Source organism: Mesorhizobium sp. C277A, from assembly GCF_040324395.1.
GTDB lineage: Bacteria > Pseudomonadota > Alphaproteobacteria > Rhizobiales > Rhizobiaceae > Mesorhizobium.
In genome coordinates this window covers 1027550-1048019 of record NZ_JAMYVW010000002.1, presented here as the reverse complement: position 1 = coordinate 1048019, position 20470 = coordinate 1027550, and the positions used below count along the sequence as shown (strand labels likewise).

Genomic DNA, 20470 nt, shown 5'->3' with positions numbered 1-20470 from the left:
GCCTTACTTCGGCCGACGCACTGATCGCACCATGCCGCCGGGGCCGCTGCCGCAGAAGAAGCGGTCGCCGCCGTCGGATTCGAGCCCGGAAACGCCCACCCCTGCCGGCATGTCGAGCCGTTCCAGCACCTTTCCGCTTTGCGGATCGACGCGCCGGACATCGCTCTGGTCGCCTTCCCAGGTGCCGTGCCAGAGCTCGCCATCGACCCAGGTCACTCCGGTGACGAAGCGGTTTGAGTCGATGGTCCGCAGGATTTTCCCGGTCTCGGGATCGATCTGGTGGATCTTGCGCTCCCGGTTTTGCCCCACCCAGAGCGTGCCCTCGGCCCAGGTCATGCCGGAATCGCGGCCGCCGCCGGGCGCCGGGATGATGGAGAGCACCTTGCCGGTATCCGGGTCGATCTTCTGGATGCGGTCCCCGGCGAGCTGAAACAGATGTCGGCCGTCATAGGCGGTGCCGGCATGGGCGGCGACATCGATCGAGCGCAGCGTCTCACCGCTTGCCGGATCGAAGGCGGTCAGCCGCTCGCCCGTCGCAAACCAGACATTCTGTCCGTCGAAGCTCACGCCGTGCACGGTGTCGACATCAGGAAAGGGCCCGTATTCGCGCAGGATTTCCGCTGCTGAATGTTTCATGTCCTGGTCCTCGATCATGGTCACCTTTCCTAGCCGTTCGGCAGCGGCGACGGGAGTAACAAGGTGGTCGTGAAACCAGCGACCGGTGGCGTCATCCAGCGCCGCGCCCGGCCGTGGCCGAAGGACTGCACTTTGCCGGTCTCGGCCAACTGCTCGAGCGCCCGCTGTACGCTGCGCTGTCCGGCGCCCAGCGCCAGCGCCAACGCCGAGCTGGCCCAGGATTCACCATCAGCCAGGAAGGCCAGCACCGCGGCGTGCCGCTCCTCGATCGGCCGCGCCAGCACCGCCACGGAGCCTGCTTCGCGCGGCTTTAGCGCAAAGCCCTGGCTGGTCGCGCCTATGCCCGCCAGCGGCCGCAATTCGGCGCGCAGCCGGCCGATCTCGACCCGCAGCCTGGCGCGATGCGATTCATCGGCATGCCGGCCGCCAAAGGCGCGGGCAATCAGCGTCGCCCTCGGCACATCCGCCGGCCAGGCTTCGGCAAGCGCGCGCGCCAGCGCAAACAGCACCGGCCTCGTTGCCAGCGAGATCGTTGTTTCCTGCTTGTGCACGATATAGCGGAACGTATCGACGACCAGCGCGCGCGACGCCTGCAGCGCTTCGACCTCTTCGAGCAACAGCGGATGCTCCTCGCCGCCTGCGATCAGCCGCGCCGCCGGCGTCTCCAGCGCCAGGAAGGCGCTGTCGACCTCCGCCATAAGACCCGGAATGCCGGCCCGGCGGGCGGCATGGCGCGCCCACTCAAGGGCTGCGCGCGCGGCCTTCGTCTTCAGGCGCCGCATGGCGATGCCGGCAACCGCGAGTTCATGCGCGGCGCGTGAGGCCGGCGGAAGCGGCGACGGATCGAGCCCAGCCAGCACGTCTTCAGCCTCGTCGAGGCGGCCGATCAGCAGCAGGCGGCGCACTTTGAGATGCCCGGCATGCGCCGCGTTCAGCCGGTCGCCATGCTTTTCCAATGTCGACCGCGCCGCGTCGAGCGCCTTGGACGGCCAGCCGAGATCACGCGAAACAAGTGCGATCTCGGCTTCGGCGACAACGCACCTGGCGCGCGCCACCGCCTCCTTTGGACCGAAGGCACGGCCGGCCCTACGCAACAGTACTTTGGCGCGATCGAAATCGCCGAGCTGCGCCATGGCAATGCCGCGCAACGCCAGCGCCGGGGCATCCTCGCGCAAGGCGACGCGGTCGAGTGCCGCCAGCGGATTGCCCGCCGCCAGCGCCAGCCCTGCCGCGGTGATCAGCGAGTCCATGCAAATCCCGTCACATTTGTAACTCCCACCGCTCCCCTTATCGGCCCTAACTTAAGTCACCACCGCCAAGCAGCAAGCCGCGGACGGCGACCTAGCCATCTGGACTGGTTGAAGACGCCCAGGCCTGCGTTGACGGCAATATTCGCATTCGCTAGCCTGAGCATCTCAGACAGTCGTGTTAAGCTTCTCAATAAGGAAAAACCGACCATGCCTGCTTCCGAGGACTTCGAGCCCACCGTGCGGCCTCGCCACCCCTGCTGCGGTGGCCCGCCTGCAAATGCCGTCACATTTGTAACTCCGCCCTCGCCGCCTCGCGGCCCTAGCCTGCCTCACGATCAACAGGCAACGACAAGCCACAACGGCTCAACAACTGGCAAAGGAAACAAGCAATGACCAAGCACGTGGCAATGAAGACCCCACCGGTCGTTTCAAGGCAGGAATGGGAAGCCGAGCGCGAAAAGATGCTGGTGAAGGAAAAGGCAACGATGCGCGCCAGGGACGCGCTGTCGGCCGAGCGCCGGCGCATGCCATGGATGGAAGTAGACAAGCCCTATGTGTTTGAAGGTCCCAACGGCAAAGCGAGCCTGCTCGATTTGTTCGAGGGCCGGCGCCAGTTGATCGTCTACCGCGCCTTCTACGAACCCGGCGTCCACGGCTGGCCCGAACATGCCTGCCGCGGCTGTTCGCTCGGCGCCGACCAGGTCGGCCATCTCGCCCATCTCAACGCCCGCAACACCACGCTTGCCTATGCCTCCCGCGCGCCGCAGGCCGACATTGCCAGCTTGAAGCAGCGGATGGGTTGGGAGATGCCCTGGTACACAATCACCGACAGTTTCGACAAGGATTTCGGCGTCGACGAATGGCACGGCCACAACGTGTTCATCCAGGACGGCAAGAAAGTCTATCGCACCTACTTCATCAACAACCGCGGCGACGAGCAGATGGGCACGGTCTGGAGCTACCTCGACGCAACGCCGCTCGGCCGCCAGGAAATCTGGGAGGATTCGCCCGAAGGCTATCCGCAGACCGAGCTCTACAGCTGGTGGAACTGGCACGACAATTACGACGCCGCACCCGACAAGACGTGGGAGGAAGTGTCGGCGGCCGGCGAAGCCGCGTTCCGCAACAAGGACGGCAAGTAAGGACCTGGAGCGGCGCCCATCCAGCTTGGTTTCCTGTGCCTCACGGGACAGGAAACCCGGGCATTGATCATCAAGGGATTACGACCATGAGCGATATCGGCACAGGCACCGGCAGTGAGGTCCCTCAACGCTCCGATGCAGTTTCTCTCCGCACCGCCGACTGGCTGTGCCTCGCCGCGGCCCCTGTTTTCGCCGTGATGGCGCTGCTTACCTGCATTCACGCTGGCGACGGCGTCATGTCGTGCCTGGGGGCCGATGCCTCCCCGCTCACCGGCATGCCGCTGATGTATCTCTTGATGAGCGCCGTCCATCTGGCGCCTTGGCTGCGCGTGATTTCCGGCCGGCCGGTCCGGCGATAGGCTGGACCGCCGCCGCCATGCTAACGCTCTTTACGTCGGAGAGAGACTATGAAGCTGGTCAGGCTGAGAGCGCCGGGCGGGTTGGACAAGCTAGACCTAGTCGAGGAGGATCAGCCCCGGCCTGGGCCGGGAGAAATGCTGGTCAGGATTCGCGCCTGCGCGCTGAACATGCGCGACGATTTCGCCGTACAGGGCAAGGTGCCGCTCGCCGACGGCCGCGTGCCGCTGTCGGATGGCGCCGGCGAGGTGATCGCCATCGGTGACGGCGTCGACACGTTCAAGCCGGGCGACAGCGTCGTCAGTGTTTTCTACCCCTGGTGGCTGGCCAGCGACATGAGATCCGATACAAGCCGCGACATTCCCGGAGACAGTTTCGACGGCTTCGCCAGCGAGTATGTGTGCATGCCGGCGCAGGCCTTCACCACGGCGCCGGCGGGCTATACGCATCTCGAGGCGGCAACGCTGACCTGCACGGGCGTCACCGCCTGGCGCGGCCTGGTGACATGCGGCAAGGTAAAGCCCGGCGACACGGTGCTGATCCTTGGCACCGGCAGCGTGTCATTGTTTGCGCTGCAATTTGCCAAGGCCGCCGGCGCAAGGGTCATCGCCACGTCGTCCGATGAAGAGAAGCTGGAGAAGCTCAGACGACTCGGGGCCGACAGCGTCATCAACTACAAGGCGGTGCCGGAGTGGGGCGGCAGGGCCAGGGAACTGACGGACGGACGCGGCGTCGATCATGTGATCGAGGTCGGCGGACCGGCGACGCTGGCGCAGTCGATAGCGGCCTGCCGGACAGGCGGGCATATCGCACTCATCGGCGTCCTGACCGGCTTTGCAGCAGAAGTTTCAATCCCGGCGCTGTTTTCAAACCAGATCCGCATCAGCGGAATTTCCATCGGCAGCAAAGCCGACCAGCAGGACATGATCCGTGCGATAGAGGTCAACCGCCTGAAGCCTGTCATCGACAGCAGCTTTCCACTGCAGGATATCGCCGCCGCCTTCAGGCACTACGAAGCGCAAAGGCATTTCGGCAAGGTCTGCCTCGAGCTTTAGATCCTGCGATCGGCATTCCTACCCAGCGGCCGGCGCCAGCGTCCCGCTTGCCATCAGGCCCCAGAGCTGATCGGCGGTCAGCTGTTTGGCCGAGCCGTCGTAAGCCACCCTGCCGAGGCTGAGCACGACGATCCTGTCGGCCAGCGCCCTGACCGTCGACAGGTCGTGCGTGACCAGGATGACGCCGGTGCCGCTGGCGGCGATCGAACGGATCAGCTTGACGACCTGCGCGGTCTGCTTGACGCCGAGCGCGGCGGTGGGCTCGTCGAGGCAGATAAGCTTGACGTGATCGGCAAGCGCGCGGGCAATGGCGATGGACTGCCGCTGGCCGCCCGACAGCGAGCGCACCAGAACGTTTTCGTCGCGAAGCGTGACGCCCAGCGCGGCAAGCCGGGCACGACACTGCTCGGCGGCCTTTCGGTCGTCGCGAACCGGGAAGACACCGAGCCAACGCCGCGTTTCCTCACGCCCGAGGATCATATTGTGGGCGACGCTGAGGTTCGGGCAGAGCGCCAAATCCTGATAGACGGTCTCCAGGCCGGCGCCGCGTGCATCCTGCGGGCTCCTGAAGGAAATCGGCTGGCCCTCGAGGGTCATCGCGCCGGCATCGGGCCGGATGGCGCCCGAAATAATCTTCACCAGCGTCGACTTGCCGGCGCCATTGTCGCCGAGCAGACAGACGATCTCGCCTTTGCCGACCGTGAAACTCGCCTCTTCCAATGCCGTCAGCGCGCCGTAGGATTTGCGGGCGTCGGCAATCGAGAATGCCGGACCTTGCGGGGCTTCTCCATTGCCCTCCGTCACGGCAGGGCCGGCCGAGGCGACGGCACCATCGTCCGCCACCGCGAAGTTGGTCGCGGCGGCCCGAGCGCGCCGGCCGCGAAAACCGATCGCAGCCTGGTCGGCCACCAACGCCAGCAACAGCATGCTTCCCACCGAAATGGATTGCCACCATGATTGCAGGCCGACGAAGATCAGTCCTGCATTGAGGATGCCGATGGTGGCAACGCCGATGGCGATGCCGAGCGGCCGGCCGGAGCCGCCGGAAAAAGCGACGCCGCCTAGGATGGCGGCGGTGAGCACGTCGAGCTCGAAGCGAACGCCGATGGTCGGCGTGATGCTGCCGAGGCGGCCGGCGATCAGCACCGATACCAGACCGATCAGCAAGCCATTGGAGGCGTAGAGGCCGACCACCGTGCGCCCCACCGGAATGCCGCAGAGTTCGGCTGCGCGCGGATCGCCGCCTATGGCGTAGAGCCTCAAGCCGGTGACCGTGCTGGTCAGGACAAAGGCTCCGGCGACAAAGACCAGCGCGGCGATGATCACGGTGTACTGGATGCCGAAGATCTTGCCCCGCCCCAATTCGAGCAGAGCCTCGGGAAAACCATAGACCGCGGTGCTGGAGACGACGAAGGCAAGGCCGCCATAGAGCGCCAGCATCGCCAGCGTGACGATCAACGGCGAGATGCTCAGCCTGCGCACCAGCAGACCGTTGAGCAGACCGAGCAAAAGGCCCAGACCCAGGCCGACGCAGATTGCCAGCAGCGCGCTCTGCGTCGCCACCGCGACCTTGGCAGTGATGATGCCGATCAGGGCGACCATGCTGCCGATGGAGAGGTCGACATAGCCGGCGATCAGCAGCGCGGAGGTGCCGAGCACGGCGATCAGGATCGAGGTCGAGTTGACGCCAATGACGACGAAATTGTCGAGGCTGAAGAACGATTTGTTCAACAGCGAGAAGGCGACGATCAAGCCGAGCGCGACCAGCGCCAGCCCGATGCGGCCAGACGCTTCGCCCGGCGCCTTGACGCCCGGCAGCAAGGATGAAAACCGGCCCGTTTGCAGCGGTGTCGTCCCCGTTCGAAGGCTGTCTGTGCTCATGCTTGCCTCTCACTGAAGCGGGCGGTTTCAGGTCAGGCTGAACCGCCCGTATCGCGCGGGAAAAACAGGCGCTACTTTGCCTCGGATGACCAGGGGAAATTCACATACTGGTCGCGCGTATCGTAGCAGATGTTGCCGTACATCCTGAGATAGATATCGCGGCGCTTCGGGTCCTTGTAGACCGCGGCCGGGTCGGCGACATCGGCCTCGTACTGGGCCATGTAGTCGCTGGTCAGCGCCACGGGCAGGATATCCATCGCCTGCGGGATGCTCTTGCCCTCCAGCCAGTCGGCCGCGTGCTGGCCCATGGCATAAGCGAAGACCGGCGACGCCAGGCTGATGCTTGCCTTGTAGGGACCGCCGCCTTTCTTGATCGCGGCGACTGCCTCCGGTTCGCCGTCGATGCCGCCAAGGAACTGGTCCGGCCGCGCCTTGCCCGCCGCTTCCAGGGCAGCCAGCGCGCCGAGCACGACCGTGTCGGCGCCGAGCACGACATCGACGTCGGGATGGGCCTGGAGAATGGTGCTCATCGTGGCAAAGCCGCCTTCCTTGTTGACGGGATTGGGTGAGATGTCGGCGACGATGGTGACATCAGGCATGGCCTTGAAGATGTCGCGCATGGCGGCAAAGCGCGGCGCCAGGAATTCCATGCTGTCATGGGACAGGATGACGACATTGGCCTTGCCGCCGAGCTTGTCCTTTATGTAGGCTGCGGCCGCTTCGGCCAGCACCTTGCCGGTCTCGTATTGCGGCGCATTGAGCAGCGACGTGGCTGGCGGCGGCACGATGGTGCCGACATAGGCGCCCGACCAGATAAGCTCCTGCAGGCTGCGGCTCATGGAGGCCGGGTCCACAGGCGCCGCCACCAGACCGCCGATCTTGGAGGCGAGAAACAATTGCACCTGCTCGACCCCCTTGGCGGCGTCATTGTTGGCAAGCGCGCGGCGATATCCCAGCCCGCGATCCTTGGCGGCGGCGGCCAGGCCGCGGTCGACGCCCTGCATGAATTCACGCTCGTTATCCTGCGCGAAGGCCAGCACCTTGTTCAGGCCGGGCGGTGGGCTGCAGGCCGGCGCCTTCGGATCGAACGGCGCAAATACCGCCGGCTTGGTGAGCCCGGCCGGGCCGTCCTGCGCGCCTGCCAGAATGGTACCGCCCGCGAGCACACCGGCAACGCCGAGCAGCGTCGCCAGCATCATGTTCCTGTCAGATCGCATTTCACTTCCTCCCTGTCGTTGATTGTTGCCGCGCATCGCAAGCCTCGCGGTCGCTACTCTTCCCAGTCTCCCCAGATACCCACCTTCCCGCTCGCAAGTCAAAACTTTTTCCAGTGGAATTAATTAATCAGAGATAGTCGGGTGACTCGCCCACGCGATCACGCCTTGCCGATCAGCGACTGGACGACTTTGGCCAATTCCGTGCCGAGCACGCGATGCGCGTCGCTGTCGAGGTGAATGCCGTCTACCGCGCTCGACTCGACGACATCGCCGGCGTTGAAGAACGCGGCGCCGGCGCGCCGGGCGGCATCACGGAACAAGCCGGCAAAGTGCATCGACTTTGAAGCGCCGCCCAGGAACATCTGGCCGAACCAGTCGACCTCCAGCATCGGCGGCGGCGCAACAATCAGGACCGCGGGCGCCACGCCTGCGGGGCCAGCTTCGCTGCGCAGCACAATTCTGGCCAAGATCTCAATAGAATCAGCGACATCATTCGGCGTTACCGAGAACCTATGCTTGAGATCGTTGGTGCCGAGCATAAGGATGACGAGGTCGAGCGGCATATGCGTTTCCAGGCACACCGGGAGCGATTTGAGCCCGTTCTTGTGGAGACCTTCGATCGGATCGTCGTGCACGGTGGTGCGCCCGCCCTGCCCTTCTTCGATCACATCCCATCCGCTGCCGAGCTGGCGGCGCATGATGCCCGGCCAGCGCCGGTCGGGCGTGAAGCGGTGCCGTCCGACCCGGGCCAGGGTGGGAATGGCGCCATAGGTATTGGAATCGCCAAAGCACATGATGGTCCGGGTCTGCGTCACGGCATTGCTCCTCCAGGCCTGCATACTTTGAACGACAGCAGGCCGGCCGGCGTCAACTACATTTTTCCATCGGGTGGATTTAAGTGTTGCCTTGCCAGGCCCGCATTGCTACGTCAGCGCTTTGATCGGCTCGCCTTGCGGCCAAACTCCTTGCGCAGGGGAAAGCGTGACCGGAACCAGCTTCTTCAGTCTCGAAAAGATCGCCGAGGGCCGCAGCGGCGGAACCACGCAGGCCGAGAGCCGCATCTACAACGAACGCCTGATCGTCTCGCTCATCCGCCGGCACGGGCAGCTGGCTAAGACCGATTTGACGCGGCTGACCGGGCTGGCCGCGCAAACCATCACCACCATCGTCAACCGCGCCGCCGACAACAAGCTGCTGCTGCGCCTGGAGCCTTTGCGCGGACGGCTGGGGCAACCCTCGGTTCCCTATGCGTTGAACCCGAAAGCCGCGTACGCCTTCGGCCTCAAGGTCGACCATCGCAGCGCCGATGTCGCCCTGGTCAATTTCGTCGGCGACGTGATGTCGTTCGAACGCACACTGTTCGACTATCCGACGCCCGTCGAGGTGATGAAATTCGCCAAGGGCGCCATCGCGCGCATGTGCCGCAAGCACAGATCGATAGAGCAAGACCGCATCGCGGGTCTTGGCATCGCCTCGCCATTCCATCAGTGGAACCTGAGCGAAGAGGGCGCGGTGCCGGCGAGCAGGCTGGATGCCTGGAGGGAAATCGACATTCGCGCCGAACTGGACCGGGCGTTCGACTGGCCGGTGTTCCTCTACAACGACGCCACGGTGTCGGCCGCGGCCGAACTGATGTTTGGCGCCGGCGGATCGCGCGCCGACTTTCTCTATGCCTATGTCGGGCACTTCATCGGCGGCGGCCTGGTGCTCGATCATCACTTGTTCCCCGGCCGCAACAAGCTGGCCGGGGCGCTAGGCGACATGCCGGTGCCCGCGCCGGGGCGCAGGGGCGACCGGATGACGCCTCTGCTGCGCGTCGCTTCGCTGCATTCGCTGGCCGGCAAGCTCAACGACCAGGACAATGGGGAGAAGGACGCCGGCCGCATCTGGTCGTCGCCCGACGATTGGGGCGACCTTGGAGAGCCGGTCACCGCGTGGATCGATGAGGTTTCGGACGGGCTTGCCTATGCCGCCCGCAGTGCCGTTGCCTTGCTCGACATCGACAATGTGGTGATCGATGGCGCCATACCCAATGGCGTGCGCAAGGAGATCGCCAAGGCCATGCGCAGAAAACTGGCACGTATCCTTGTCGATCGTCCCGAGCCGTTCTCTGTCATCGAGGGGACGTTTGGCCATCTCGGCCCCGTTATCGGCGGCGCCAGCATTCCGCTGCTGGTGAAATATTCGAACGACAAGGAATTGCTCTTCAAGGAATAGGCGCGCAGCCGCCGGCACCAGGCATTCCCCCAAAACAGCGAACTGTGAGACTTGTCACATACCTGCTCGTGAAGCGCGTGCTACTTGCACTCTGCGGTCGGTCGACGCCGAAAGAAATCGCCTGCCATGGTCTGGCGGTGACGGGCCTTTCACTTTATGCTGTGGCAGGTTGCATACTCTCAACGGACCTTGATGCCGCAAGCGGTGTTCTCGTCGGCGTCAGGCCGCGACCAGGAGTTTTGTCATGCTCCGACTTTGCGGATTCATCGCGGCCTTCATCCTTGCCGGCCTCACAAGCTTTGAGGCCTGCGCCGATCGAAGGGTCGCGCTCATCATCGGCAATTCCGATTATCGCGACATCCCGGCGCTGAAGAACCCGGCCAAGGATGCCCAGGACGTATCGGCCACGTTCCGGCTGGCCGGCTTCGAGGTTTTCGTCGCCGAGAACCTCACCAAGCAGCAGTTCGAAGGCCAGTTCCGGGACTATCTTGCCGCCGCCGACGGCGCCGATCTCGCCGTCGTCTACTATTCCGGGCACGGCTTTCAGATCGGCGGCGAGAATTTCCTGATACCCGTCGACGCCTCGTTGAAGAAGGCGGCCGACATCGAGGTCCAAGCCATCAAGCTCAACGACGTGCTGGAGCAGCTGCGCTCGAAGTCGAAGATCCAGGTGATCATCCTCGATGCCTGCCGCAACAACCCCTTCCCGCGCAACAATTACTGGCTGCGCGACCAGCTTGTCACCGCCGGCAATAATGGGCTGGCGCAGGTGCGAAGCTCGCTCAACACGCTGATTGCCTTCGCCACCGAACCAGGTGCGGTCGCCTATGACGGCAGCGGCGACCTGAGCCCGTTTTCATCGGCGTTTTCGCGGCGCGCGCTGGCGCCGAACCAGGAGATCCGAACGGTCATGTCGGCGGTGCGCCGCGATGTCGTGCAGGCCACCAACGGCATGCAGGTGCCATGGGAAAATTCCTCGCTGATCGACGACGTGGTGCTGGTGCGCCGCAACAATCGGCCTTCGCTGCCGCCAGTGCTGGAGAAGGTGGTGCTGTCGGGGGTCGGGCCTGTCGCTCTCGGCCTGCCGGAGCCGGTCGATGTCGATGGCGGCGCCATCAGCATCAGCATCGAACGGCCGCCGGCAATGGGCCGTCTGGTGCTGGACGGCAAAGACGTCGCGGTGGGCGAACCGATTGCCGGCAAGGACCTGCCGCGCCTGCAGATGGATATCCCCAAAGGAGCCGCCACGCAGGACGAGGTGGATATGCTGGCCTACGCCACGCATGACATTTGGGGCGGCGGGAGCCAGGGCATACTCGTATTCCGCGTCAAGAGCGGCGAAGGCGCTGCCGGCCAGCAGATCATGGCTTCGCTCGAGGCCGAGCAGAAACAGCAGGTGCTGGAGCGCGGCATCCACATCACCGGCGCCGCCGAAGCAATCGAGAACCGCAAGCTTGATATTCCCGTCGGCGTCGGCCCGGTCGCGCTCAATCTGGATTTCCCCACCGACGATCCGGCGGTCAGCCTGAAGGTCTCGGGGTATCCGGCAACGGGAACGCTGTCATTGCCTGATCGAACCTTGTCGCCGCAATCCAGCCTTCTGGCCGGTGAAGTCGACCATCTCCGTTACGAGCCGCAGATCGGCGCCGGCGCGCCGGTCGAGGTCGGCTTCGAAATCCGGGCCGACAGCAGCTCGGCTAAGCCCGCGACAATGAAGCTGTCGCCGACGGTCGATGCCTGCGATACCGCCGCCGGCGAGCCTCTCGACCTGCAAGGGGTGGTGCCCGGCCTGCTGCCGAACGAGATCGGCGCCGGTGCGGTGGCAGCCTGCGAGGCGGCCGTGAAAACCTATCCAGACGTCGCCCGCTTCCACTACGAGCTCGGCCGCGCCCTGCTTGCGGCAGGCCAGGTTAGAGAGGCCAGGACAGCCATCGAGGACGCCGCCAAGAAAGGCCATGTGCGCGCCGTCTTCGAACTCGGCTATCTCAACGCAACCGGAACCGGAACGACCATAGACCGCACCCAGGCCAACGCTCTCTACAAGGCTGCCGCAGACAAGGGCGATCCTTACGGCATGACCTCGTGGGGACGCGCGCTGTTCAATGGCTATGGCGTCAACCGCGATACGGCCAAGGGCCTCGACCTGCTGCTCAAGGCGGCGGCCATGGGGCACACCTATGCCATGAACGATCTTGCCGCCATCTTCACCGAGGGCCGCAACGGCGTGCCTGCCGATCCGGCCCGCGCCGTCGCCTTCCTGCAAGCGGGGGTGCAGCGCCAGGACATGTATTCGATGAACCTGCTCGGCCGCAATTACCTGGCCGGCCAGGGCATCGACAAGGATCCGAAGACGGCGCAGGCGTTGTTCCAGCAGGCCACCGATCTTGGCCAGCCCTACGCTCCGGGCAGCCTCGCCCGCATGTACAGGGACGGCGCCGGTGTGCGCCAGGACCCGGCGGAAGCGCAAAGGCTGTTCGAACTGGCGACCACGCGCGGCGATCCGTCGAGCGCCTATGATCGCGCGGCGCTTGAAATGGCGAAAGGCGACAAGGCCGATCAGGCTGTCGCGGTGCGCTTCCTGGCATTCGCCGTCGCGCTCGATCTGCGCAAGGAGCTGCCGGACGCCAAAAAGGGCCTGGCGCAGTTCGGCACCAAGCCGAAAACGGCAGCTTTGGACGCCCTGCGTCGAGAGCTCAAGTCGAAGATTCCCGCGTCCGGTTCGCTGGACACGCAACTGGTCAATGCGGCCCGGGGGGTCTGGGAAGAAGCCAATCCGCGTCGGGATTTGTTCTGAACAATAAGGAGGCCATGGTGGGCAAGGCATTCAAGCAGACATTCATCGGGCAGGCATTCATCGGGATAATTCTATCCGGCGTTCTGGCCGGGCTCATGGGCTGCACCTCGGTGTCGCCGATGTTTGAGCCGGCACCGCCGGTGAAACATCGCAAGGTGGTTCGCGTAGCACCTCAGCCAAAGGTGGTCAGATACAAGAAGGCGACCACCGGCAAAGTGGTGAAGCCGGCCGAGGAGATCCCGCAAAAGCCGCCCGTGATTCCTTCTCTCGGCGGCAGCGGAGGCGGCGGTGGGGCTGGCGGCGGCGGTGGCGGTTGGGGATGAGATCGTCGACCAAGGGCGCTGCACTCAGCGGCCCCAAAGGGTCTTGCTAAGATCCGCATGAGCCTTGGACAACGTCAAGCCGAAATCGTCCATCCCTGTCGCGGCATCGGTTGGCCAGCGGACAATTCGGCGCAGCGCTGCACGGAAAAGGCAGCGGACGAACGCTGCCAGTGCAGAGGCCACGACCGCCGCCGGATCGAGTCTGCGAGCCGCCAATGCCCGATGGGCCTGTTGTGTTTCGAGATAGCGGGCCAGCGCAATATCGTGACGCGATGGTGCGCCAAGCTCCTGCCGGTCGCGCCCGGGGTCGTCATGCCAGATGGGCCACTCGGTCGGGCCAGGGTGATGCACGGTATCCTCCTGCGAAAAGAGATCCAGTGCGAACAATCTCCTCAAGCGCCGTGAGCAACGCGTGGGAACCTGCGTGATGGAATCGTGAAAAGCGCCTCGGCGGCGGAATAAGTGTTGAAATGGAGTGAGCTTGAGCGGATCGTCGTCGCGCTGTGACCGTGGCGGATCCGATGACCGGACCTTATCTTCACCTGCTGGGTGGTTTCGACTTTGCCGGCGTCGGGGCCACGGTTCCAGCCATCAGCCGCAAGGCGCGTGCGATGGTCGCCTATCTCGCGCTGCAGTCGGGGCATTCGCAGTCGCGCGAGAAGCTGGCGACCCTGCTCTGGGGCATCAACAGCGAGGCGCAGGCGCGAATGAGCCTGCGGCAAGCGGTATCGTCTGTCAGGAAGGCCATGCAGACGTGCGGCGGCGGCCGCTTCCTCACCGATGGCAACAGCGTCGCTCTGCATCTCGACGGCCTTGATTTCGACGTCGCGCGGTTCGAGGCGCTGGTCGCCAGCCCGGCACCCGAAGACCTCGAACTGGCGCTCAATGTCTACCGCGGCGACCTGCTCGACGGCTTCGGCCTGAAGGAGGAGCCATTCGAGGACTGGCTGAGGATCGAACGCGAGCGGCTGCGGGCACTGGCCGTCGCGGCGCTCGACAGGCTCGTCGCCCATTATGCAGCGACGAACGATCCTGCCGCATGCGTGCGCGCGGCGGCGCGCCTGCTGGCCATGGACCCGTTGAGGGAGGATGTCCACCGTGCCCTGATGCGCGCCTATGCGGCGCAAGGCAGGACCAATCTCGCGCTGAAGCAATATGAGCACTGCCGCACCGCGCTTCTACGCGATCTCAAGCTGCAGCCGGAGCCGGAGACGCGGCAATTGTTCGAGACGCTGCGCACACGCCGCACAATGGCGCCGGCACGGCCACCCACGACTGATGCGGATGACGCTACCGGCTTCAGCCACGAACTCGCAGCCCCCCCGACCCACTATGTCAAATCGGCCGGGATCAACATCGCGTATCAGGTGACCGGCGACGGTCCGGTCGACCTGATCCATGTGCCGGGATGGGTCTCCAACCTCGACCACGCCTGGGGCTCGCCGCGGCTTTCGCATGTGCACCGGCGGCTCGGCACTTTCTCGCGCCTAATCCGCATGGACAAGCGCGGCACCGGGCTCTCGGACCGCAATGTCGGTCTGCCGACCCTGGAAGAGCGGATGGAAGATGTGCGGGCAGTGCTGGATGCGGTTGGCTCAAAGCGCACGGTGCTTTTCGGCAGCTCCGAGGGCGGCCCGATGTGCATGCTGTTCGCGGCGACCTATCCCGAGCGCACAGCGGCACTCGTGCTCAATGGGGCCTACGCCCGCGGCAGGTGGTCACAAGACTATCCGTGGGCGAAGACAAGCGAGCAGGTGGAAGAGGATCTGGCGATCGTCGAGAAAGAATGGGGAGCGGCGGCGGATATGAGCAACGCGGCGCCCAGTCTGATGAGCGACACGTTCGAGACAGAATGGTTCGCCGCCTATCTCAGGAATTCTGCCTCGCCCGCCGACGCGATCGCCCTGTGGCGCTGGGGAGCCGAAATCGATGTTCGCGACATTCTGCCTGCTGTCCATGTTCCGACACTGATCATGCAGACGACTGGCGACGGCTGGGTGAAGCGGGAAGAAGGACGTTACCTGGCGACGCACATCGAGGGCGCCCGATACATTGAGTTCGCCGGCCGCGACCACGTCATCTGGGGCGAGAATTCCGATCGGATCGTCGACGAGATCCAGGCTTTCGTCACCGGCGCCTTGCCGGCGGCCCCAGGCGAACGGCTGCTTGTGTCGGTGCTGTCCCTCGATATGACGGGCTCGCCTTTCGGCATCGACCCGGCCGAGCGGCACGCCGAAGCGCTCCGTGGCGAACTCCTCGCGGCCGAAGGCAGAGAGATCAGGCGATCGGACGGCAAGGTGCTCGCGGTGTTCCAGCGGCCAACGCGGTCGATCCAGTGCGCGATCGCCATCCGCGATCGCTTGCGGCAATCCGGTGTCGAGGTCCGCTCGGCGGTGCATATCGGCGAGTGCGAGCAGCGGGGCCATCAATTTTCAGGCGCGGCGATCGAACTGTCATCGCGTCTGCTTGACCATGCGCGGCCGGGCGAAATCATCGCATCAAGGACGGTGCGCGATCTCGTGGTCGGCTCCGGCCTGCGGTTCGAGAAGCGTGGCGAAATGGCGGCAAGCGGGCTGCCCGGCGCGTTTCCGTTCTATGCGGTCGATGGTTCGGCTTGAGCCGCTAGGTCACCTCTTCCCTGCCCCGAACCGCAGCCCGTCCATCAGCAGCTCGACCAGCCGGCGCGAGCGGTCGCGCCAGTCCTTGGTGTCGGGGGCCGAGTAGATGCCGCCGAGTGCGTGCAGCACATCGGAGGCATCGACGTCGCTGCGGATCGAGCCTTCGGCCACCGCCGCCTCGACCAGTTGCCGCAAGGCCAGCGACACCCGGCCCGACATGTCGGAGAACACGGCGGAATTCGTGTTGAACAGGATGCGCAGGCTGGCCGCCAGGCCGCGCTTGGTGGCGATGTAGTCGACGAAGCGCTGCATCCACTGTTCCAGCGCCATGTCGGCCGAATGGTGGCTGGCGAGGTCATCGGCCGCCGCACAGAGCGCCTCGACTTCACGCCGGTAGACCACTTCGACCAGATGCTCGCGGGTTGGGAAATGCCGGTAGAGCGTGCCGATGCCGACGCCGGCCTGGCGCGCGATCTCCTCCAGCGAGGCATCGACACCGTGCTCGGCAAAGGCCGCTGCCGCAACCTCGACCAGCCGGTCGCGGTTGCGCTGCGCATCGGCGCGCAGCGGCCTTGGCGCTGCGGCTTCGCGCTTCTCGTCGGCAATTGCTTGCGACTGCTCGGTCAATTTTTTCTCCACTGTTGATATATGGGGGCTTGAACCCAAAGGGGTAAGCCCCCAACTAGATAAACGGAGGCGCCTCCGTTTTAGTGGAGCAGTCTTATCATATAATCAGGGGAGCCGATATGTCACGTGTTGAGATTGTGAAGACTGAAGCATCCCCTGCCGGCTGGAGAGTCGGGGCGGCAGAGCTGCCAATCTTCCCCCTCGTGGGGGAGATGTCCGGCAGGACAGAGGGGGGCGCTGTCCCGCCAGCCTATCAAGGCCTGACTAGCGCCTCCTCGGACAAGATTCGTGTCGACGCATGTAAATCGGGAACGTCGCATTCCTTCGCGCCCCCTCTGCCCTGCCGGGCATCTCCCCCACAAGGGGGGAGATTAGGCGCACCGTCGCCTCTTCCCTTGTCCTCTCCCACTCGAGCCCATTTCAATCCCCTAGCGTCAAGCAACTGGAGCCAGACGCCTCATGACCGACCAAACCAAATCCACCACTATCCCAATCCGTCTCACCATCAACGGACACAGTCACGAACTGCAGGTCGAGCCGCGCGTCACGCTGCTCGATGCATTGCGTGATCGCCTCGACCTGACCGGCACCAAGAAGGGTTGCGACCAGGGCCAGTGCGGCGCCTGCACGGTGCATGTCGAGGGACAGCGCGTGCTGGCCTGCCTGACGCTTGCAGCACAGGTCGAAGGCCGCGAGATCACCACCATCGAAGGATTGGCCGGCGATGACGGCACGCTCAACGCGGTTCAGGCTGCTTTCCTCGACCAGGATGCTTTCCAGTGCGGCTACTGCACGCCGGGACAGATCATGTCGGCGGTCGCCTGCATCCGCGAGGGCCATGCCGGCTCGGATGACGAGATCCGCGAATACATGGCCGGTAATCTGTGCCGCTGCGGCGCCTATCCGCACATCGTTGCCGCCGTGCGCCACGCGGCACTGGAGGTCGCGTCATGAGGGATTTTTCCTACGTTCGCGCCGATAGCATCGATGCGGCACGACAGGCAGCCGCCCTGCCTGGGGCCATGCTGCTTGCCGGTGGCACGACGCTGGTCGATCTCGCCAAATGCGGCGTGGCCGAACCCGACAGCCTGGTCGACATCACCCATCTCAAAGGGCTCGACGCAATCAAGGTTGACGGCAACGGCGCCATGATCGGTGCGCTGGCCAAGATGAGCCACGTTGCCGACCATGCCGAGATCAAAAGCCGCTTCCCCGCGGTCTCGGAAGCGCTGTGGCAGGCGGCCTCCGCGCAGCTCCGCAACATGGCGACCATCGGCGGCAATCTCATGCAGCGCACGCGCTGCCCCTATTTCCGCGATCCCGCGAATTTTCCCGCTTGCAACAAGCGCTCGCCCGGCAGCGGCTGCTCGGCGATCGGGGGCGTCACCCGCGGCCATGCCGTGCTCGGCACCAGCGACGCCTGCATCGCCATGTATCCCGGTGACCTCGCCACCGCGCTGGTCGCCTTCGACGCCGTGGTTCATCTTGGCGAACGCCAGGTTGCCGTCGACGACTTCTTTCTCCTGCCCGGCGCCACGCCCGACAGGGAACATGCCATCCAACCGGGCGAGATGATCACCGCCATCAGCATACCGGCTTCCGGCACGGCCCGGCGTTCGACCTATCTCAAGATCCGCGACCGGCAGTCGTATGAGTTCGCGGCTGCAAGTGCCGCAGTCGGCATCGACTTCGAAGCCGATGGCCGCACCATTCGCGACCTGCGCGTCGCGCTGGGCGGCGTCGCGACGAAGCCGTGGCGGGCGCACGCCGTGGAAGCGGCGCTGAAGGGCAAGGTGCTCAGCGAAGACAGGGTGCTGGCAGCCAGCTTGCTCGCCATGGAAGGGGCGATCGACCACGGCGCCAACCACTACAAGATCGAACTGGCGCCGCGCGTCGTTGCCCGCGCCATCCTCAAGACGGGAGCCATGTCATGACCATTCACGACCCGAGGACACGGCACGGCGACGCTTCGGACGGCACTGCCGATCAGGTTGGCGGGCGGCTGTCGCGCGTCGACGGCCCGGCCAAGATTACCGGTGCGGCAAAATATGCCGTCGAGCAGCAGCTCGACGGGCTAACCTACGGCGTCCTGGTCGAAAGCACGATCGCATCAGGCAAGGTGCGCTCGATCGACACGTCAGCCGCCGAGGCGGCACCTGGTGTGCTCAAGGTGCTGACGCCGGACACCATCATGCCGCTGAAGACTGCATCGGACTGGTTCGGCACACCGCCGCCGGACAAGCCCTACTGCCCGCTGGCGCGCGATATCACCTTTTCGGGCCAGCATGTCGCCGCAGTCATCGCGGAGACCTTCGAGCAGGCCGTTGCGGCCGCAGCCCTGGTCAAGGTCAGCTATGACGAGACGCCGGCCATCGTCGACCTCAGCGACGCCAAGGCGGGCGACGGCATTCCGATCGCCGCCATGACCAAGGAATGGGGCGATGCGCAGGCCGCTTTCGCCGCTGCCCCGGTGCGCGTCTGCGGCGCCTATAACACGCCGCGCGAATACCAGGCGCCGATGGAGCCGCATGGCCTCATCGCCCGCTGGGAGGGCGACAAGCTCACCGTGTGGGAACCGAGCCAGTGGCTCGACGGCATGGCCCGCACCTATGCCGAATGGTTCGGCGTGCCGTTCGAGAATGTGCGCCTGGTCTCGCCCTATATTGGCGGCGGCTTCGGCTCCAAGGCGCTGGCGCTCGGCCATGGCGCGGTGGCTGCTGCCGCAGCCAAGATGCTGGGACGTCCGGTGCGGGTCGTGATGACGCGGCCGCAGACTTTTACCGGCTATGGCGGCCGCGCCGCGACCCGCCAGACGGTGACGATCGGCGCCGACTGTGACGGAAAGATCCAGTCGATCGTGCATCGCGGCGTCAATGAAACGTCGATCGACGGCATGTGGGTCGAGCCTTTGGGCGTGGTCACCTCGATCATGTATGCGACGCCCAACTTCTCATCGAAGCAGAATGTCGTGCGGGTGAATTCGGTGGTGCCTGGCGCCATGCGCGCGCCGGGCGAAAACCCTAGCGCCTTCGGCATCGAAAGCGCCATTGACGAGCTCGCCTACGAGGTCGGCATCGATCCGCTGGAGATCCGGCTGAGGAATTACGCCGAGCAGGATCCGCACGCAAAAAAGGCTTGGTCGACGCGGCAGTTGCGCGAGGCTTTCGCGGCTGGCGCCGAACGCTTCGGCTGGCCCCAGCGCACGCCCAAACCGCGTTCGATGCGCGATGGCAACCAGCTGATCGGCTGGGGCGTCGCCGCCGGCACCTATCCGGTACGGCGCGCTTACGGCGAGGCCATCGTGCGTATCCTTGCCAACGGCTCGGTCGAGGTCGAAAGCTCCTCGATCGACATGGGCCAAGGCACGTACACGATCCTGGCGCAGACGGCGGCCGAAACGGTAGGCGTGGCGGCCGACCATGTCGTCGTGAAGCTCGGCGATTCCCGGTATCCCCGCGCCGGCGTGGCCGGCGGGTCGCGGCTGGCCGGCGTGATGACGGGCGCGGTCTACAAGGCGGCGACATCGGCGCTCGACCAGCTTGTCGGGCTGGCGATCAGCGATCCGCGCTCGCCCTTCCACGCGCTGCAGGCGAACACTTTGGTCGTCGCCAATGGCCGCATCAGGTCGCCGCGCGGCGATGGTCCCGATGTCTCGATCGCCGACCTGCTGGCCAGCGTCGGCCGCGACCGCATCGAGGCCACCGGCGACACCATGCCGGCGAACTCGACCGCCGAGGATCGCCACAAGAACTACACCACCATCGCGGCGGCGCTGCCGCACACCGAGGGCGACTATTCGCGCCACTCCTGGTGCGCGCATTTCATCGAGGTGCGCGTCGACGAGGATTTCGGCACGGTGCGCGTGTCGCGCGTGGTGTCGGCGCTGGATTCCGGCCGGCTCTACAACCCGAAACTCGCGGAGAGCCAGTGGAAGGGCGGCATCATCATGGGCATCGGCCAGGCGCTGCTCGAAGAAGGCATTGTCGACCGCAGGCATGGCCGCATCGTCAACAACAATCTCGGCGACTATCTGGTGCCGACCAATGCCGACATCCCCGATATCGAGGTCATCTCGGTCGGCATTCCCGACCTGCACTCTTCGGTGCTCGGCGGCAAGGGTGTCGGCGAACTGGCCATCGTCGGCGTAGCGCCGGCGATCGCCAATGCGGTGTTCCATGCGACGGGAAAAAGAGTGCGGGACTTGCCGATCACGCTGGAGAAGTTGATCTAGGAAGCGGCGTGCGTAATCTCCCCCCTCGAGGGGGAGATGTCGCCGAAGGCGACAGAGGGGGTCGCCTCTCGTAGAGCGCCAACCTCCTTCCGCCGCAGTAGGTCGAGCCCGGTCGGACCGAC

At 65.1% G+C, this 20470-nt stretch carries 17 protein-coding genes; 10 read left to right on the top strand and 7 right to left on the bottom strand.

From position 1 onward, the window contains the following. Positions 1–3: 3 nt before the first annotated feature. Both NKK52_RS05165 and NKK52_RS05160 read right to left on the bottom strand, forming a co-directional pair. Positions 4–636 carry a Vgb family protein gene (locus NKK52_RS05165; RefSeq protein ID WP_023715140.1) on the bottom strand — a complete coding sequence of 211 codons (633 nt, stop codon included), beginning with the start codon at positions 634–636 and terminating at the stop codon, positions 4–6. A 29-nt stretch (positions 637–665) separates the two neighbouring features. Beyond that, the gene (locus NKK52_RS05160; protein WP_023685490.1) at positions 666–1886 is read right to left on the bottom strand and encodes a hypothetical protein; all 1221 of its coding nucleotides are present in this window, start codon (positions 1884–1886) and stop codon (positions 666–668) included. 389 nt (positions 1887–2275) lie between these two features. On the opposite strand from NKK52_RS05160, the gene NKK52_RS05155 reads away from it, so the two are divergent. From NKK52_RS05155 to NKK52_RS05145, 3 genes are all read left to right on the top strand, one after another. Next, entirely contained in the window at positions 2276–3028 is a 753-nt protein-coding gene (locus tag NKK52_RS05155) for a DUF899 domain-containing protein (protein WP_023685489.1), read from the top strand. Positions 3029–3114: 86 nt separating this feature from the next. Next, a complete protein-coding gene (locus NKK52_RS05150; RefSeq protein WP_023685488.1) occupies positions 3115–3387 on the top strand; it encodes a hypothetical protein in 273 nt (90 codons plus the stop codon). Positions 3388–3435: 48 nt separating this feature from the next. Next, positions 3436–4440, top strand: coding sequence for a zinc-dependent alcohol dehydrogenase family protein (locus tag NKK52_RS05145; protein ID WP_023693809.1), 1005 nt, complete (start codon positions 3436–3438; stop codon positions 4438–4440). A gap of 18 nt (positions 4441–4458) precedes the next feature. Here the strand turns inward: NKK52_RS05145 and NKK52_RS05140 are convergent, their stop codons facing one another. The 3 genes from NKK52_RS05140 to NKK52_RS05130 form a co-directional block, all read right to left on the bottom strand. Continuing rightward, positions 4459–6321, bottom strand: a complete 1863-nt coding sequence (locus tag NKK52_RS05140) for an ATP-binding cassette domain-containing protein (RefSeq protein WP_352580046.1) — start codon at positions 6319–6321, stop codon at positions 4459–4461. A 71-nt stretch (positions 6322–6392) separates the two neighbouring features. After that, on the bottom strand, positions 6393–7538 hold the full coding sequence (locus NKK52_RS05135) for a sugar ABC transporter substrate-binding protein (protein WP_032886623.1): 1146 nt from the start codon (positions 7536–7538) through the stop codon (positions 6393–6395). 158 nt (positions 7539–7696) lie between these two features. Beyond that, positions 7697–8353, bottom strand: coding sequence for an SGNH/GDSL hydrolase family protein (locus tag NKK52_RS05130; protein ID WP_023715137.1), 657 nt, complete (start codon positions 8351–8353; stop codon positions 7697–7699). Positions 8354–8519: 166 nt separating this feature from the next. On the opposite strand from NKK52_RS05130, the gene NKK52_RS05125 reads away from it, so the two are divergent. From NKK52_RS05125 to NKK52_RS05115, 3 genes are all read left to right on the top strand, one after another. Next, positions 8520–9755: an ROK family protein gene (locus NKK52_RS05125; RefSeq protein WP_023685483.1), complete on the top strand. Its 1236-nt coding sequence runs from the start codon at positions 8520–8522 to the stop codon at positions 9753–9755. A gap of 244 nt (positions 9756–9999) precedes the next feature. After that, positions 10000–12549 carry a caspase family protein gene (locus NKK52_RS05120; RefSeq protein ID WP_023685482.1) on the top strand — a complete coding sequence of 850 codons (2550 nt, stop codon included), beginning with the start codon at positions 10000–10002 and terminating at the stop codon, positions 12547–12549. 14 nt (positions 12550–12563) lie between these two features. Beyond that, positions 12564–12872 carry a hypothetical protein gene (locus NKK52_RS05115; RefSeq protein ID WP_023685481.1) on the top strand — a complete coding sequence of 103 codons (309 nt, stop codon included), beginning with the start codon at positions 12564–12566 and terminating at the stop codon, positions 12870–12872. 24 nt (positions 12873–12896) lie between these two features. On the opposite strand, the gene NKK52_RS05110 is transcribed toward NKK52_RS05115, so the two are convergent. Beyond that, positions 12897–13259 carry a hypothetical protein gene (locus NKK52_RS05110; protein WP_023685480.1) on the bottom strand — a complete coding sequence of 121 codons (363 nt, stop codon included), beginning with the start codon at positions 13257–13259 and terminating at the stop codon, positions 12897–12899. 134 nt (positions 13260–13393) lie between these two features. Here NKK52_RS05110 and NKK52_RS05105 point away from each other — a divergent pair, with 134 nt between their 5' ends. After that, on the top strand, positions 13394–15490 hold the full coding sequence (locus NKK52_RS05105) for an alpha/beta fold hydrolase (RefSeq protein ID WP_023705137.1): 2097 nt from the start codon (positions 13394–13396) through the stop codon (positions 15488–15490). A gap of 9 nt (positions 15491–15499) precedes the next feature. On the opposite strand, the gene NKK52_RS05100 is transcribed toward NKK52_RS05105, so the two are convergent. Continuing rightward, complete coding sequence (locus tag NKK52_RS05100) at positions 15500–16117, bottom strand: TetR/AcrR family transcriptional regulator (protein ID WP_033000518.1); 618 nt, start codon at positions 16115–16117, stop codon at positions 15500–15502. 459 nt (positions 16118–16576) lie between these two features. Between NKK52_RS05100 and NKK52_RS05095 the strand changes: the two genes are divergently transcribed. The 3 genes from NKK52_RS05095 to NKK52_RS05085 are packed head-to-tail and all read left to right on the top strand — an operon-like array spanning position 16577 to position 20348. Continuing rightward, positions 16577–17071: a (2Fe-2S)-binding protein gene (locus NKK52_RS05095; protein WP_023685477.1), complete on the top strand. Its 495-nt coding sequence runs from the start codon at positions 16577–16579 to the stop codon at positions 17069–17071. Beyond that, positions 17068–18051: an FAD binding domain-containing protein gene (locus NKK52_RS05090; protein WP_023685476.1), complete on the top strand. Its 984-nt coding sequence runs from the start codon at positions 17068–17070 to the stop codon at positions 18049–18051. The genes NKK52_RS05095 and NKK52_RS05090 overlap by 4 nt, the downstream gene beginning before the upstream one ends. Continuing rightward, complete coding sequence (locus tag NKK52_RS05085; RefSeq protein WP_023685475.1) at positions 18048–20348, top strand: xanthine dehydrogenase family protein molybdopterin-binding subunit; 2301 nt, start codon at positions 18048–18050, stop codon at positions 20346–20348. The genes NKK52_RS05090 and NKK52_RS05085 overlap by 4 nt, the downstream gene beginning before the upstream one ends. Positions 20349–20470 lie beyond the last annotated feature (122 nt).